Annotated in this window: 13 protein-coding genes; 11 read left to right on the forward strand and 2 right to left on the reverse strand. The window is 50.1% G+C overall.

Going from position 1 to position 14,969, the window contains the following annotated elements:
* Positions 1–39: 39 nt before the first annotated feature.
* Positions 40–1,704: an MFS transporter gene (locus tag H8K29_RS08735; protein ID WP_186897273.1), complete on the reverse strand. Its 1,665-nt coding sequence runs from the start codon at positions 1,702–1,704 to the stop codon at positions 40–42.
* A gap of 441 nt (positions 1,705–2,145) precedes the next feature.
* On the opposite strand from H8K29_RS08735, the gene H8K29_RS08740 reads away from it, so the two are divergent.
* From H8K29_RS08740 to H8K29_RS08790, 11 genes are all read left to right on the forward strand, one after another.
* Entirely contained in the window at positions 2,146–3,324 is a 1,179-nt protein-coding gene (locus tag H8K29_RS08740; protein ID WP_186885483.1) for an acetyl-CoA C-acyltransferase, read from the forward strand.
* Between the two features lie 130 nt (positions 3,325–3,454).
* Positions 3,455–5,272 carry an acyl-CoA dehydrogenase gene (locus H8K29_RS08745; protein WP_186897274.1) on the forward strand — a complete coding sequence of 606 codons (1,818 nt, stop codon included), beginning with the start codon at positions 3,455–3,457 and terminating at the stop codon, positions 5,270–5,272.
* 165 nt (positions 5,273–5,437) lie between these two features.
* Positions 5,438–6,229, forward strand: a complete 792-nt coding sequence (locus H8K29_RS08750; protein WP_186897275.1) for an SDR family oxidoreductase — start codon at positions 5,438–5,440, stop codon at positions 6,227–6,229.
* A 2-nt stretch (positions 6,230–6,231) separates the two neighbouring features.
* The gene (locus tag H8K29_RS08755) at positions 6,232–6,696 is read left to right on the forward strand and encodes a PaaI family thioesterase (protein ID WP_186897276.1); all 465 of its coding nucleotides are present in this window, start codon (positions 6,232–6,234) and stop codon (positions 6,694–6,696) included.
* A gap of 154 nt (positions 6,697–6,850) precedes the next feature.
* Complete coding sequence (locus H8K29_RS08760; protein WP_186897277.1) at positions 6,851–8,155, forward strand: serine hydrolase; 1,305 nt, start codon at positions 6,851–6,853, stop codon at positions 8,153–8,155.
* Between the two features lie 9 nt (positions 8,156–8,164).
* Complete coding sequence (locus H8K29_RS08765; protein ID WP_186897278.1) at positions 8,165–9,166, forward strand: NADP-dependent oxidoreductase; 1,002 nt, start codon at positions 8,165–8,167, stop codon at positions 9,164–9,166.
* A gap of 120 nt (positions 9,167–9,286) precedes the next feature.
* Positions 9,287–10,186 (forward strand): SDR family oxidoreductase, encoded by a 900-nt coding sequence (locus tag H8K29_RS08770; protein ID WP_186897279.1) that lies wholly within the window; start codon positions 9,287–9,289, stop codon positions 10,184–10,186.
* 101 nt (positions 10,187–10,287) lie between these two features.
* Positions 10,288–11,184 carry an alpha/beta fold hydrolase gene (locus H8K29_RS08775; protein ID WP_186897280.1) on the forward strand — a complete coding sequence of 299 codons (897 nt, stop codon included), beginning with the start codon at positions 10,288–10,290 and terminating at the stop codon, positions 11,182–11,184.
* A gap of 71 nt (positions 11,185–11,255) precedes the next feature.
* Positions 11,256–11,690 carry a thioesterase family protein gene (locus tag H8K29_RS08780; protein ID WP_186897281.1) on the forward strand — a complete coding sequence of 145 codons (435 nt, stop codon included), beginning with the start codon at positions 11,256–11,258 and terminating at the stop codon, positions 11,688–11,690.
* Between the two features lie 6 nt (positions 11,691–11,696).
* A complete protein-coding gene (locus H8K29_RS08785; protein WP_370527164.1) occupies positions 11,697–12,125 on the forward strand; it encodes a GNAT family N-acetyltransferase in 429 nt (142 codons plus the stop codon).
* Positions 12,126–12,516: 391 nt separating this feature from the next.
* Entirely contained in the window at positions 12,517–14,262 is a 1,746-nt protein-coding gene (locus H8K29_RS08790) for a methyl-accepting chemotaxis protein (RefSeq protein ID WP_186897282.1), read from the forward strand.
* 82 nt (positions 14,263–14,344) lie between these two features.
* Here the strand turns inward: H8K29_RS08790 and H8K29_RS08795 are convergent, their stop codons facing one another.
* Positions 14,345–14,962, reverse strand: coding sequence for a LysE family translocator (locus H8K29_RS08795; RefSeq protein WP_186897283.1), 618 nt, complete (start codon positions 14,960–14,962; stop codon positions 14,345–14,347).
* Positions 14,963–14,969 lie beyond the last annotated feature (7 nt).

Consider the following 14,969-nt stretch of genomic DNA (forward strand, 5'->3'; position numbering starts at 1 on the left):
CCGGTAGGTTATCGCGCAATTACTTGCCCGTTTAGAGACTTAATCGTCAGCGTAAATATCGTTATCTTTGGTTTCCTTGATGAACAAGGCACCAATCACAAACGTCATCAATGCAATTACGATCGGGTACCAGAGGCCGTAGTAAATATCGCCTTTGAATGCCACCAGTGCAAACGCAGTTGTCGGCAGCAAACCACCAAACCAGCCGTTACCGATATGATAAGGCAAGGACATGGATGTGTAGCGTATGCGTGTTGGGAACATTTCTACCAGCATCGCTGCGATAGGGCCGTACACCATCGTGACATAGATCACCAGAATGACCAGTAACACCAAGACCATCGGCTTATCGATCTGCTTAGGATCAGCTTTGGCAGGGTAGCCAGCAGCTTTGATTGCATCAGCCAGTTCTTTGGAGAATGCTTTATCTTTTGCTGTTGCTTCGTCTTTTGGCAAGCTTGTTGCGTTGAAAGAAGTAATGACTTTGTCACCGACTTTAACGGATGCAACTGTGCCAGCGGGCGCTATTTCATTGGAGTAGTTGACAGATGCTGCCGCCAGTTTCGCTTTCACGATATCGCAGGACGAAGTGAATTTCTTCGTGCCAGTCGGGTTGAACTGGAATTGGCAATCAGCAGGATCAGCAGTCACAACCACTGGCGCATTTTTCAATGCAGATTCCAATGCTGGATTTGCGTAGTGTGTCAGCGCATTGAAAATCGGGAAGTAAGTTACTGCAGCAATCAGGCAACCAGCCAGAATGATAGGCTTACGACCAATTTTATCGGACAGTGAACCGAACACGATAAAGAACGGTGTGCCGATAACCAGAGAGGCAGCGATCAACAGATTCGCTGTCGCACCATCGACCTTCAATGTTTGTTGCAGGAAGAACAGAGCGTAGAACTGACCTGTGTACCAAACCACAGCCTGGCCAGCTGTCAGACCAACCAGCGCCAGAATAACGATTTTCAGGTTTTTCCATTGGCCGAAAGATTCAGTCAATGGTGCTTTCGAAGTTTTGCCTTCAGCCTTCATTTTCGCGAACGCTGGCGACTCGTTCATGGACAAGCGAATCCAGACGGAAATCGCCAGCAGGAACACAGACACCAGGAACGGAACGCGCCAGCCCCATGAAGCGAATTCTTCTTCGCCGATTGCCTGACGAGTACCGAGAATCACCATCAATGACAGGAACAAGCCCAGTGTTGCTGTGGTTTGTATCCATGCAGTGTAAGCACCGCGCTTGTCATGCGGAGCATGTTCCGCAACGTAAGTTGCCGCACCGCCGTATTCGCCACCGAGTGCCAGACCTTGCAGAATACGCAAAGAGACCAGAATGATCGGCGAGACAATTCCCCAACTTGCATAGCCCGGCAGCAGGCCGACGCAGAAGGTGGAACCACCCATGATCAGAATCGTGACCAGGAAAGTGTATTTACGGCCTATCATGTCGCCGAGGCGACCGAATACCAGCGCGCCGAAAGGGCGGACGATAAAGCCGGCGGCGAATGCCAGTAAGGCAAAAATGAACGCCGTGTTAGGGTCGGTGCCAGCAAAGAATTGCTTAGCGATGATGGCTGCCAGTGAGCCATACAGATAAAAGTCATACCATTCAAAAACGGTCCCCAGAGAAGATGCAAAAATTACTTTGCGCTCTTCCGCTGTCATTCCGCTTGACGTTGCAATAGGTGCTGTCGCCATGCTTGTCTCCTGATTTATGTTTTATATATATAAAGTATGTTGGCAAAGCCTGTCATTGGTGGAAATAGAACTTCTGACATTTTTTGCACAACTTGAGTGTGCAAGCTGAAACTTACGGCATGCTTTCTTCAAACTTACAGAAACTTACAAGAGTGAAAATTTTTTCGCTGATTTTTTGCCGGAAAAATAGGAATAAAATAAGCTGAAAATTTTGCGAACGGTCGTACTAAATTATGCTATTCTGCTTCGCAAGCAATCTATTCCGCTTCCGTTTTTATCTGCATTGCTGCGTCTTAATGTGGCTGTACACAGAGAGGAATGTAGTAACGGGACAGTATTTGCAGGTGCATTACCTGCTCAGGTTGTGCAGATCCGTTTTTCAGTAGTCAGTTTTTAGTAGCACCAAGAATTACTTAAAATTCAACTCACAGGAGACACCTCATGAATGATGCAGTTATTGTTTCTACCGCCCGCACTGGTTTAGCTAAGTCCTGGAAAGGGGCTTTTAATATGACGCATGGCGCCACTCTCGGTGGGCATGTGTTAGCCGCAGCGATATCCCGCGCTGGTATCGATTCAGCAGAAGTGGAAGATGTCATCATGGGGTGTGCGACACCTGAAGGTGCGACTGGCAGCAATATCGCCCGTCAGATCGCATTGCGTGGCGGTTGCCCGGTAACGACCAGCGGCATGACTGTGAATCGTTTTTGCTCGTCCGGTTTACAAACAATCGCGATGGCAGCGCAGCGCATTATTGCCGGTGAAGGTGATATTTATGCTGCTGGCGGTGTTGAGTCTATTTCCTGCGTACAAAATGAAGCGAACACGCACATGTTGGTGGAGCCCTGGTTGAAACAGCACAAGCCAGAAGTTTACTGGCCGATGTTGCAGACCGCAGAAACAGTCGCCAAGCGTTACAACATTTCCCGCGAACGTCAGGATGAATACGGCGTACAAAGCCAGTTACGTGCAGCAGCAGCGCAAGCGGCCGGCCTGTTCAACGCTGAAATCGTGCCGATGACGACCACCATGGGTGTCGCCGACAAAGCAACTGGTATGCTCGTGACACGTGAAGTCACGATCGCGGCGGATGAAGGCATTCGCGCAGACACGACGCTGGAAGCAGTATCAAAAATCCGTTCTGCTGTTCCGGGTGGTGTGATCTCTGCGGGGAATGCAAGCCAGTTTTCCGATGGCGCTTCAGTTGCTATCGTCATGAACAGTAAAGTCGCTGAAGCTAAAGGCTTGCAACCGCTGGGTATTTTCCGTGGTTTCGCTGTCGCTGGTTGCGAACCGGACGAAATGGGTATCGGCCCTGTGTTTGCGATTCCTAAACTGTTGAAAAAAGCTGGCCTGAAAGTAGAAGACATCGGTTTGTGGGAATTGAATGAAGCATTCGCGGTACAAGTTTTGTATTGCGCCGACAAGCTCGGTATTCCTATGGACAGATTGAATGTGAACGGCGGTGCGATTGCGGTCGGCCATCCTTACGGTGTATCCGGCGCTCGTCTGACGGGTCATGCATTGATCGAAGGCAAACGCCGTGGTGTGAAGTATGTGGTCGTGACGATGTGTATCGGCGGCGGACAAGGCGCAGCCGGTTTATTTGAAGTCGTCTGATAAAGTCTGGTCTTGGGCGTTCATGTGAGCCGGTGTCGCTGACACTGTCTCGCATGAACTGCCTTATGGTCTTACTAAATGTCTGATTCAAGGTCTGATCACCATTTTCCGAAACTTCACCGGAACTGCCATGTCATCCAAAATTCTCTCCCGCCGCGACCTCGATTTTTTGCTGTACGAATGGCTGAATGTCGAATCCCTCAATCAACGTCCCCGTTTTGCTGAGCATAGCCGCGAAACTTTCAGCGCAGCGCTTGATACCTGCGAACAAATCGCGACCGACTTATTTGCCACCCACAACAAGAAAAGCGACCAGAATGAGCCGCATTTCGATGGCGAAAAAGTGCATATGATTCCTGAAGTCAAAACTGCCCTGAACGCGTTTCGCGATGCGGGCTTACTGGCCGCCGGTCAGGACTTTGATTTCGGCGGTATGCAACTGCCTTGCGTGGTTGAAAAAGCCGGTTTTGCGTATTTCAAGGGTGCCAATGTTGGTACCGCCTCCTATCCGTTTTTAACGATAGGCAACGCGAATACCTTGCTGAAATGCGGCACGCCGGAACAAATCGAGTCGTATGTCAAACCTATGCTGGAGGGGCGTTTCTTCGGCACCATGTGTTTGTCCGAACCGCAGGCCGGTTCCAGCTTGTCCGATATCGCCACCCGTGCCGAGCCGCAGGCCGATGGCAGTTTCAGACTGACCGGCAACAAGATGTGGATCTCTGCCGGTGAACATGAGCTGTCAGAAAATATTATTCATCTGGTGCTGGCAAAAGTGCCGGATGACAACGGCAAACTGATTCCCGGCGTGAAAGGTATTTCTTTATTTATCGTTCCTAAGTTCGTGCTGGACGAGCAGGGCAATCCGGGCGAGCGTAATGATGTGGTGCTGGCTGGCCTGAATCACAAAATGGGTTATCGTGGCACCACGAATTGCCTGCTGAATTTTGGTGAAGGCAAGTACAAGCCACAGGGCAAAGCCGGTGCCATCGGTTTCCTGGTTGGCACTTTGCATCGCGGACTTGCGAATATGTTCCACATGATGAACGAAGCCCGTATCGGTGTCGGTCTTGGCGCGGTCATGCTGGGCTATACCGGCTATCTGCATGCACTCGATTACGCCCGTAATCGTCCGCAGGGACGCGCGCCGCTGAACAAAGATCCGGCAGCGCCGCAGTTGCCTATCATTCAGCATACGGATGTGAAACGCATGTTGCTGGCGCAAAAATCGTATGTCGAAGGCGGCTTGGCGTTGACGCTGTATTGCGCGCGACTGGTCGATGAAGAGCGCACCGGCACCACGCCGGAAGCGCGGCAAAACGCCAGCCTGTTGCTGGAAATTCTGACGCCTATCGCTAAATCCTGGCCTTCGCAATGGTGTCTGGAAGCGAATAATCTGGCGATACAAGTGCATGGCGGCTACGGTTACACCCGTGAATATAACGTCGAACAGTTTTATCGCGACAACCGGCTGAACCCGATTCATGAGGGAACGCACGGCATTCAGGGGCTGGATTTACTTGGCCGCAAAGTCGTGATGCAGGATGGCGCTGCGCTCGAGGCACTGGGTACGGCGATACATAAAACCCTGTTAAAAGCCGCAACGCATCCTGAGCTGGCGGCCTACGACAAAGCGCTGGCGCGGGTGTTGCAGCGTCTTGCGCAAGTGACGCAGCAATTGCATGCCTGTGGCGACACCAATAAGACACTGGCAAATGCATCTGCCTATCTGGAAGCTTTCGGTCACACCGTGCTGGCGTGGATATGGCTGGAGCAGGCGTTGCTGAGTCTGCATAAAGAGGATGCGCATGACGCAGACTTTTATGCCGGCAAGCTGCAGGCGTGTAAATATTTCTTTCAATGGGAATTACCGAAGGTACATCCGCAACTGGATTTACTCGCCAGCATCGATACAACGACCTACGACATGCAAGATAACTGGTTTTAATACTCCCGGGAGTATATTTTAAAGCCCAATGAATATAAGGAGATAAAGGGGATTTTGAAGGATACTCCCCCTTTATCCTCTTTTTTATCGCATTTTTCAGAACAAATTTCGGCATAAATTCGACATAAATTTCGGCATAAATTTTGACATAAACGGAGACGACCGATGAGCACAGCACGTACAGTTCAGCAATTATTCAATCTGAGTGGTAAAACCGCTCTGATCACGGGCGGTTCCCGTGGTCTGGGTTTGCAAATGGCGGAAGCGCTGGGTGAGCAGGGCGCCAGCATTGTTTTATCTTCGCGCAAGCAATCCGATCTGGATGAAGCCGTTGCGCATTTGCAAAGCCGTGGTATTCAGGCCAGCGCCATCGCTGCTGATTTATCCAAAGAAGAAGCGGTGACGCCGCTGGTGGATGAAGCATTAAAACGTCTTGGGCATATCGATATTCTGATCAACAACGCTGGCGCCACCTGGGGTGCTCCGGCGGAAGATTATCCGGTCGATGCCTGGGATAAGGTCATGAATCTGAATATCCGCAGTATCTTTTTACTGTCGCAGGCGGTCGGTAAGCGTTCCATGATTCCACGCAAATCGGGGCGGATTATCAATGTCGCTTCGATTGCCGGTCTGGCGGGTAATGCGCCGGGAACGATGCAAACCATCGCGTATAACACGTCGAAAGCCGCGGTGATCAACTTCACCCGCACGCTGGCCGGTGAATGGGGCGTCCACGGCATTACGGTCAATGCGATTGCACCGGGATTTTTCCCTTCCAAAATGACCAAGGGTTTGCTCGAACATCTGGGCGAAGAAAAAATCGCCAAAGAAGCGCCTTTGCAACGCATCGGTGATGACGAGGATCTGAAAGGTGTTGCCCTGTTGTTCGCTTCGGATGCCGGCAAGCATATCACCGGACAGACGCTGGCGGTCGATGGCGGTGTGTCGGCGGTGTAAGTATGAGCAGCGAAACTCCAGCAGTGCAAGCATTGCAGCAGCCGAGCCAGACATTAAATCCTTTTCTGCATGATCTGGGTGTCGAATTTCTGGAAATGGAAGATGGTCACGCCAGGCTTTCGCTCGATCTGACGGAACGCCACATGAACAGCTGGCAGATCACTCACGGCGGCGTCATCATGACGATGCTGGATGTGGTGATGGCCATGGCTGGGCGTTCGCTGCATGAAGATCTGAAAGGCGTCGTCACGGTAGAAATGAAAACCAGTTTTCTGCAGCCCGGTGGTGTCGCCGGTGGCCGTATCGAGGCGCGTGGTAAGGCTTTTTATCAATCAACGACGATGTGTTTTTGTGAGGGTGAAGTCTGGAATGGCGACAGGCTCGTTGCCAAGGCGATGGGAACTTTTAAATATCTGCGCCGCCTGAAGTCGGGTGAGAACATGAAAAAGTTATATGGCAGTGACTAGAAAGGTTTGAGCTGACGAATGTGGTAAGGAGTGACAGGACGAAGAAGCCTGAGCCGCGTGAACGTACTGACTCTCAGCAAAAACAAAAGTAAAAAGTAAAAACAGAAAAGTAAAAGCAGTGCTTGCAAGTCCAACTAAAAAAACAGGAGACAACATGCAGCAGACTTTCACCACCACGGCGCTGGCAACGATACTGGGCGGGCTCTGTATCAGCAGCGCCATCGCCCAGAGCAGCTTGCCCGACCCCGCTGCCACCGACCCGCAAAAGCTGGGCTGGATGCAGGGTTTTCCACCCGCGCCGGATAAACTCGTACAGTTTGCGAATGGCAGCAGTTATCAGTTTCCTCGCACCCGCTGGTCGTTCTCGCATTCCCGTGAGCTGGGGCCAACCTCGAATGTCTGGCATGGTGCCGGGCATGCTGCAGTGTTGCCGCAGGCATTGCAGTCACTCGATGATCTGCGTTTCAAGGACGGTAAAAATACCGAAATCCGCTGGGCGGATATGCTCGCTAATACCTACACCGACAGTGTGCTGGTCATGCATAACGGGAAGGTGATCTACGAAAAATATTTCGGTATCAGCAAACCTTATTTGCCGCATATTGCGATGTCGGTCACCAAATCTTTTGTCGGTACCTTAGCGGCCATGCTGGCAGCCGAAGGAAAAATTAATCCGGCTGATCCGGTGACGAAATATATCCCTGAGCTCAAGGACAGCGCGTATGCCGATGCAACGGTACGTCAGGTCATGGATATGACAATCGGTGTGCAGTATTCCGAAAATTACGCTGACCCGAAAGCCGAGATATGGGATTACGCGCGCGCCGGTGGTTTGCTGCCGACAGCACCCGGTTACAGCGGGCCTAAGAATTTTTACGATTTCCTGACTAAACTGAAAAAAGAAGGCGAACACGATCAGGCTTTCGCCTATAAGACCGTGAATGCAGAAGTGCTGGCGTGGATAGTACGGCGCGCGTCCGGCCAGTCTTTGTCTGATCTGATGTCGGAACGTCTGTGGCAGAAACTGGGTACCGAAAACGATGCCTATTTTGCGGTCGATAGTCTGGGCACAGAGCAGGGCGGCGGCGGTCTGAATCTGACCCTGCGCGATATGGCGCGTTTTGGCGAAATGATGCGTAACGGCGGTCAGTTTAACGGTCAGCAGATTATCCCGCAGGAAGTGGTGGCAGATATTCGCAAAGGCGGTGATCCGGCAAAGTTTGCTCAGGCAGGCTACAAAACGCTGCCCGGCTATTCGTATCGCAATATGTGGTGGGTAGGACATAACGCCCATCAGACCTTTGAAGCACGCGGCATTCATGGTCAGCGTATTTATATTGATCCGGTGGCTGAAATGGTCATCGTCAAATTTTCATCCCATCCAGTCGCTGCGAATGGCGCGAGTGATCCTGTCACTTACCGTGCGTTTCAGGCGCTGGCTAATCATTTAATGAAGTGAGATTAATTTATGTCTTCTACTTATCAACGTATCGTTTTAGCTTCCCGTCCACAAGGTAATGTTAGGGCAGATAATTTCCGTCTTGAGACCTTGCCTCTACCAGAAATCAAGGATGGCGAGGTGTTAGTCCGCAATCATTTCTTATCGCTCGATCCGTATATGCGTGGTCGTATGGAAGAAACGAAAAGCTACGCGGCACCACAGCCTTTAAATGAAACCATGATAGGCGGCACGGTTGGCGAGATCATCGCCAGCAACAATCCGCGCTTCGCTGTTGGCGATAAAGTGCTGGGCATGTTGGGCTGGACTGAAGTGGCCGTGTCCGACGGCGCATTGTTGCGCAAACTCGATGCGGCGTCGCCGATTCCTTTATCGGCTTATCTTGGTGCTGTCGGTATGCCGGGCCTGACCGCGTGGTATGGCCTGACGCAAATCATGCAACCGAAAGCTGGGGAAACTGTTGTCGTTTCAGCTGCCAGCGGTGCGGTTGGCAGTGTGGTCGGGCAGTTGGCAAAGCAAATGGGGTGCCGCGTGGTTGGTATTGCCGGTGGTGCCGAAAAATGTGCTTATGTGGTCAATGAGCTGGGCTTTGATGCTTGCGTTGACTATAAGGCTGGCAATCTGGATGCCGATCTGGCGGCAGCAACACCGGATGGCATTGATGCCGTTTTTGAAAACGTGGGCGGCGAAGTATTTGATGCGAGTCTGGCGCGCATGAATCCGTTTGGCCGTATTGCGATGTGCGGCATGATTTCTGGCTACAACGGCGAGCCGATTGCCATTAAAAATGCGCGTGCATTTTTGACGATGCGACTGACGATGCGCGGTTTCATCGTGTCGGAACACATGGATTTATGGCCGCAGGGTCTGAAAGAATTAGGCTCGCTGGTGGCGAGCGGAAAATTGAAATTCCGCGAATCCATCGCTGAAGGTATTGCGCAAGCACCAGAGGCATTTATCGGCCTTCTGAAAGGACAGAATTTTGGTAAACAGCTCGTTAAGCTGAGCTGAAAAATAAACTCAAAAAGCTGAGCTGAAAAATAAACTCAAAAATAAACTGAAAAATAAATTCAACAACTGTGTGATCAGGGAGTGATATCCCCTTTTCATGCGTAAAAATCAGGAGACAAAATGAAAGTATTTAAAGACAGAGTGGCCGTCATTACAGGTGCAGCAAGCGGTTTTGGTCGTGAATTTGCATTGATCGGTGCCCGTCTGGGCATGAAGCTGGTGCTGGCGGATGTGCAGCAAGATGCATTGGATAAGACTAAGGCCGAGCTGGAACAGCTTGGTGCGCAAGTGATTGCCATGCGTTGCGATGTCCGTCATGCCGAACAGGTGCAGGCGCTGGCGGATGCGGCGATGGAAAAATTCGGTGCGGTTCACCTGGTCTTTAATAATGCCGGTGTCGGCTCTGGCGGTCTGGTCTGGGAAAATACTCAGGCTGACTGGGAATGGGTATTGGGCGTGAATTTGTGGGGCGTGATCCATGGCGTTCGCATCTTTACCAATCTGATGCTGGAGTGTGCCAAAAAAGATCCGGAATACGAAGGCCATATTGTGAACACCGCATCAATGGCCGGGATGCTGAACGCGCCGACGATGGCTGTCTACAACGTTTCCAAACATGCAGTTGTCTCGCTGACTGAATCCCTGTATCAAGATCTGAAGCTGGTTGCAGCACCGATCGGCGCTTCAGTGTTGTGTCCTTATTTTGTACCGACCGGCATTTCACAATCGCACAGAAATCGTCCGGAAGATGTGCCTGGCGCAGCGCCAACGGCCAGTCAGCGTGCCGCGCAGGCGATGTCTGATAAGGCTGTCAGCTCGGGTAAAGTGACGGCACAGGAAGTCGCAGAAAATACGTTTAAAGCGATCAGCGATGAACAGTTTTACGTGTTCTCGCATCCGGGTGCCTTGAGTAATGTGCAGGAACGCATGGAAGATATCGTCTTGCAACGTAATCCGGGTGACCCATACAAGGCGGCACCGCATATCCGCGATATGCTCAGAGAAAAACTGAAGGTATAAATCAATAAAAAAATGAGTCAGGAAAAGTCGCTGTGAGCACGAAGAGCGCAGACTCAGGTGCTGACCGCGACGCTCTTATTTACAGATGATCCGGAGACACGATGACCGCAACGATAAAGGCAAATCAATTTGCCACTTTAGATAATGATACCCGCCTGCATTACGCCAGCGCTGGCGAGCAGGGGCAACCGCTGATCTTATTTGTCCATGGCTTTCCTGAATTCTGGTATGAATGGGCGGCGCAGTTACCCGAATTTGGTCGTGATTATTTTGCAGTCGCACCGGATTTGCGAGGATTTAATTTATCCGATATGCCCGCCGATCTGAGTGCCTACAAAGCAAAACATATCGTCGATGATTTGCGTTTACTGATTCAGCATCTGGGCTATCAGAAAGCCATCGTTGTCGCGCATGACTGGGGCGGTGCTGTATGTTGGAATATGGCCATCGCTTTACCTGCGATGATAGAAAAACTGATCATCATTAATTCTCCGCATCCTTATCTGTTTATGCAGGCACTGGCGAACGATCCTGCACAAAAGTCCGCCAGCGAATACATGAACTGGCTGCGCGCAACCGATTCTGAAACCGCGCTGGCAAAAGATGATTTCGCGTTGATGGATGGATTCTTTAACGGTATGGGGCAGGCGCAGGCGACCTGGTTTGACCAGGCAACCCGCGGTCGGTATCACGATTGCTGGCGCAAGGGATTGTCAGGCGGAGTAAATTATTATCGTGCTTCGCCGCTGCACCCACCCACCGCTGAAAATCAGGGACCTTTGCAATTACATCTGAATCCGGATGATTTTAAAGTGAATGTGCCAACCCGCATCATTTGGGGCGAGAACGATAAAGCCTTGCCGAAAACCCTGTTGAATGGCATCGAAGATTTCGTTACCGACGTGCGTATTGAGCGCATTGCCGAGGGTTCGCATTGGATTATTCATGAGCAGCCTGAACGCATCAATCAACTGATACGGCAGTTTCTTGCAGAATGAGTGTGTGCATCCGCGACATCAGCGGATGCACAACAACGAAACACCGTAGTGATTTTTAACAGAGATTTATCATGGCAAGATCCGATTTCGCTTTTTTTCATGCCTTACGAGTGCGCTGGTCGGAAGTCGATATGCAGGGGATTGTTTTTAATGGGCATTACCTGACTTATTTCGATGTCGCCTTCACCGAATACTGGCGCGCAACAGGTTTGCCCAGCGCAATCATGCAGGCCAAAGAAGGCAAAGAATTGTTTGCCCGCAAGGCCGGCATAGAATATCTGGCATCTGCCAGGTTTGATGATGTGCTGGATATAGGCGTGCGCTGTCAGACGATAGGTCGCTCGTCCATCCAGTTTTTGATTGAAATTTTTCGGGGTGAAGAACATCTGATATCGGGTGAATTAACTTATGTGTACGCCGATACCACACTGCGCAAGGGAGTTGCATTTCCGGCAGATTGGCGTGCGATAATCACCAGCTTTGAAAAATTGAAACCAGTAGAGTGACTTGTGATGATGACTCCCGCACGCATTGTTTTAGGTGATTGGACTACCTTGCAAAAAGACGCACAGGCAGTACGTTATTCTGTTTTTGTGATTGAGCAGCATATTCCTGTTGAGCTGGAATGGGATGTGATGGATGCCCAGTGTCTGCATGCTGTTGCTTATGATGAAGAGAATCAGGCGATAGGCACAGGTCGTTTGCTGCCTGACGGTCATATTGGTCGCATGGCTGTATTGGAGTCCGCCCGCAATTCCGGTGTCGGTGCGCAGATACTGCGTATCCTGATGGAGCAGGCAAAACTGCGCGGAGATACCGGCGTGCGACTGAATGCACAACAGACAGCTGAAAATTTCTATGTGAAAGAAGGATTTTCACGCGATGGCGAGGTTTTTATGGAAGCCGGTATTCCACACGTATCTATGTCTCACCCTTTGTGAACCGAAGAGATAGCGAATTGAGGATTGAAAAATTCCTTGTCTGATCTGATAGAAAACACCTCTTTGTAGCAGTCCCTGGCTGCATCCTTAAAAGCGCATTGTTTATACGGTGCGCTTTTTTATTTGTATGACGTTCACTTTGCAAATCTGATGCAGGACGGAGACATCATCCTGGCAAAAATATTTTCGTGCGACGTATTTTCATATTTAAATTGACAAATATTAATATGTTATTAAATATGGTATTAGATTTACAAGTATTAATAAATTACATTGATGTATATAGAAAGCAGACGACAGCAGACGATTAAAAAACGATTCAGATAGTGAGCTACACCGTACCAGACATTGAGTATTTCAGTATTCATTTCATTACCGGGAGACACAAATCATGAGAATTGAAGACACCAAGGTATCAAGTCGCTTAACCGCCGGATTTGGTCTGGTATTGAGTTTTTTGTTAATCGTGCTCGTGTTGGGGATCAGCTATCTGCATCAGATGAATAAGCGGATGGAACAAATCGTTCACTTTAACGATGAGGAAATACGGTTGGCGCAGAGTATGTATCTGACGGTTACTGAGAGAGCATTGGCGCTGCGGAATTTGTTGTTGCTGACTGAACAAAAAGAGATACAGATAGAAGTTGATCGTATTACTGCCCAGAATAAAAAATACCATGAGGCCGAGGATAAATTAGAGCAACTCATGAAGCGGGATAGCGAGACGAATGACGCACAACTTAGTTTGTTAAATAAAATCCGTGAACAGGCAAAATTATCTGAGCCTTTCATCGATAAAAGTCTGCAATTAATTCAGCAAGGTAATAAAGATGATTCTTATAAGCTTCTGCGCTATGAATATCGTCCGGTACAAAAGAAATGGTGGGAACTGATCAATGATTTTGTCGTAGATCAGGAAAAGGAGAATAAAGAAGCAGTCATTAAAGCGGAAACAGATTATCGTGACGCACGAAAAATGCTGATCATATTGGGATTGCTGGCGATCCTGGTTGGTGTGCTCGCTTCGTGGCTGATTATCCGTAGCCTGCTGAGGCAATTAGGTGGCGAGCCACGTTATGCGGTAAAAATTGCAGAAAAAATTGCCGCTGGGGATCTGAGTGTCGATATCCAACTGGCCGCAGGCGACGAGCATAGTCTTATGCACGCAATGCGCGTTATGCGTGATGGTCTTGCTGATATCGTCGGTATGGTGCGTGCCGGTACTGAAACGATAGCGTCAGCTTCAAAGCAGATCGCCTCAGGAAATCTGGATTTGTCTTCCCGTTCAGAACAACAGGCCAGCTCGCTGGAAGAAACCGCCTCTTCAATGGAAGAACTGACGTCAACTGTGAAGCAGAACACCGATAGTGCGCGTCAGGCAAATCAACTTGCGGTGTCCGCTTCAGATGTTGCGGTCAAAGGCGGTACCGTTGTTGCCGAGGTCGTTCAGACGATGGGCTCGATCAACGAATCGTCTCGTAAGATTGTCGACATCATCGGGGTGATTGATGGTATTGCTTTTCAGACCAACATTCTTGCACTGAACGCCGCCGTTGAGGCAGCCCGCGCAGGTGAGCAGGGGCGTGGCTTTGCCGTGGTTGCTACGGAGGTGAGAAGTCTTGCTCAGCGTTCTGCTGAAGCTGCCAGAGAGATTAAAAAGTTGATTGACGATTCGGTCAGTAAGGTGGAAATTGGTGCGAAACTGGTTGATCAGGCGGGATCGACCATGGTCGAAATTGTCAATAGTATTCAGCGCGTGACCAGCATAATGAGTGAAATCATGATGGCGACGCAAGAGCAAACCGCAGGCATCGAACAAATCAATGAGGCAATCGTTCAGATGGATGATGTGACGCAGCAAAATGCTGCATTGGTGGAGCAAGCTGCAGCTTCAGCGTCGGCGTTGCAGAATGAGGCGGATCATCTCAGCCAGCTTGTCAGTACATTTCAGCTCGCTAATATGACAGCGATCCCGCTTGCGGGCACTGAACCCGTCACAAAGCGTGTAACAACGACTTTGCCTGGTAAAAAAGCTGCTGTGGTGAGGGCGCAGACCTCAAGTATTAAAAGACTCAGGCAAGTGAATGATACTGCTCCTGAGAAAAAAGCGGCATCAGATGCCTGGGAAGAGTTTTGATGGTCGGGAGTCAGTTGAGAACCAGTTGATTATGAATTGAAATAGATGTCTGAAAAAAGGGAGAGGGTATTCTCCCTTTTTTTCAGACGGCGGCAACCAGCGTAGCAGCACACAATATCAGTACACCTGCGATACGCTCTGTCATTACTGCATATTTTTCTTGTGTCGCCCAATGGCTGGCTTTGCTTGCCAACACACCGTATCCCAGCAAAATAAAAAATTCAGGAATAATGGAGCAGATGGCGAGAATCAGCATTTGCAAACCGACGGCTTCATGCTGATCGATAAACTGCGGCAGGATGGCTACAAAGGTAAGCAAGATCTTGGGATTGGTCAACTGCAGGCTAAGAGCGCTGAAAAAGATGCGGCTTCCTTTTTGTGGCGGCCCATCCAGTCTGGATATGCTGATGGGTGAGGGTTTCCCCAGTATTGCTGATAAGCCCAGATAGACCAGATAGGCAGCACCAAGATACTTGATTCCCATGAACAGCATCGGCGATGTCAGCAGCAGGCTGCCGATACCGGTTGCCGAGAGCGCAAAGTAAATCGCATTGGCAGTCAAAATCCCTAACGTGACAAACAAGGATGTTTTCCAGCCCCGCGCAATGCCAACCGCCACAACCATCATGACTGCGGGGCCGGGAGAGAGTGACATTGCCGCTTCTGTCGCGGTGAACAAGGCCCAGCTTTCAAGATTCATCGCCACA

The sequence above is a fragment of the Undibacterium sp. CY21W genome (assembly GCF_014284265.1).
Taxonomy (GTDB): domain Bacteria; phylum Pseudomonadota; class Gammaproteobacteria; order Burkholderiales; family Burkholderiaceae_D; genus Undibacterium; species Undibacterium aquatile.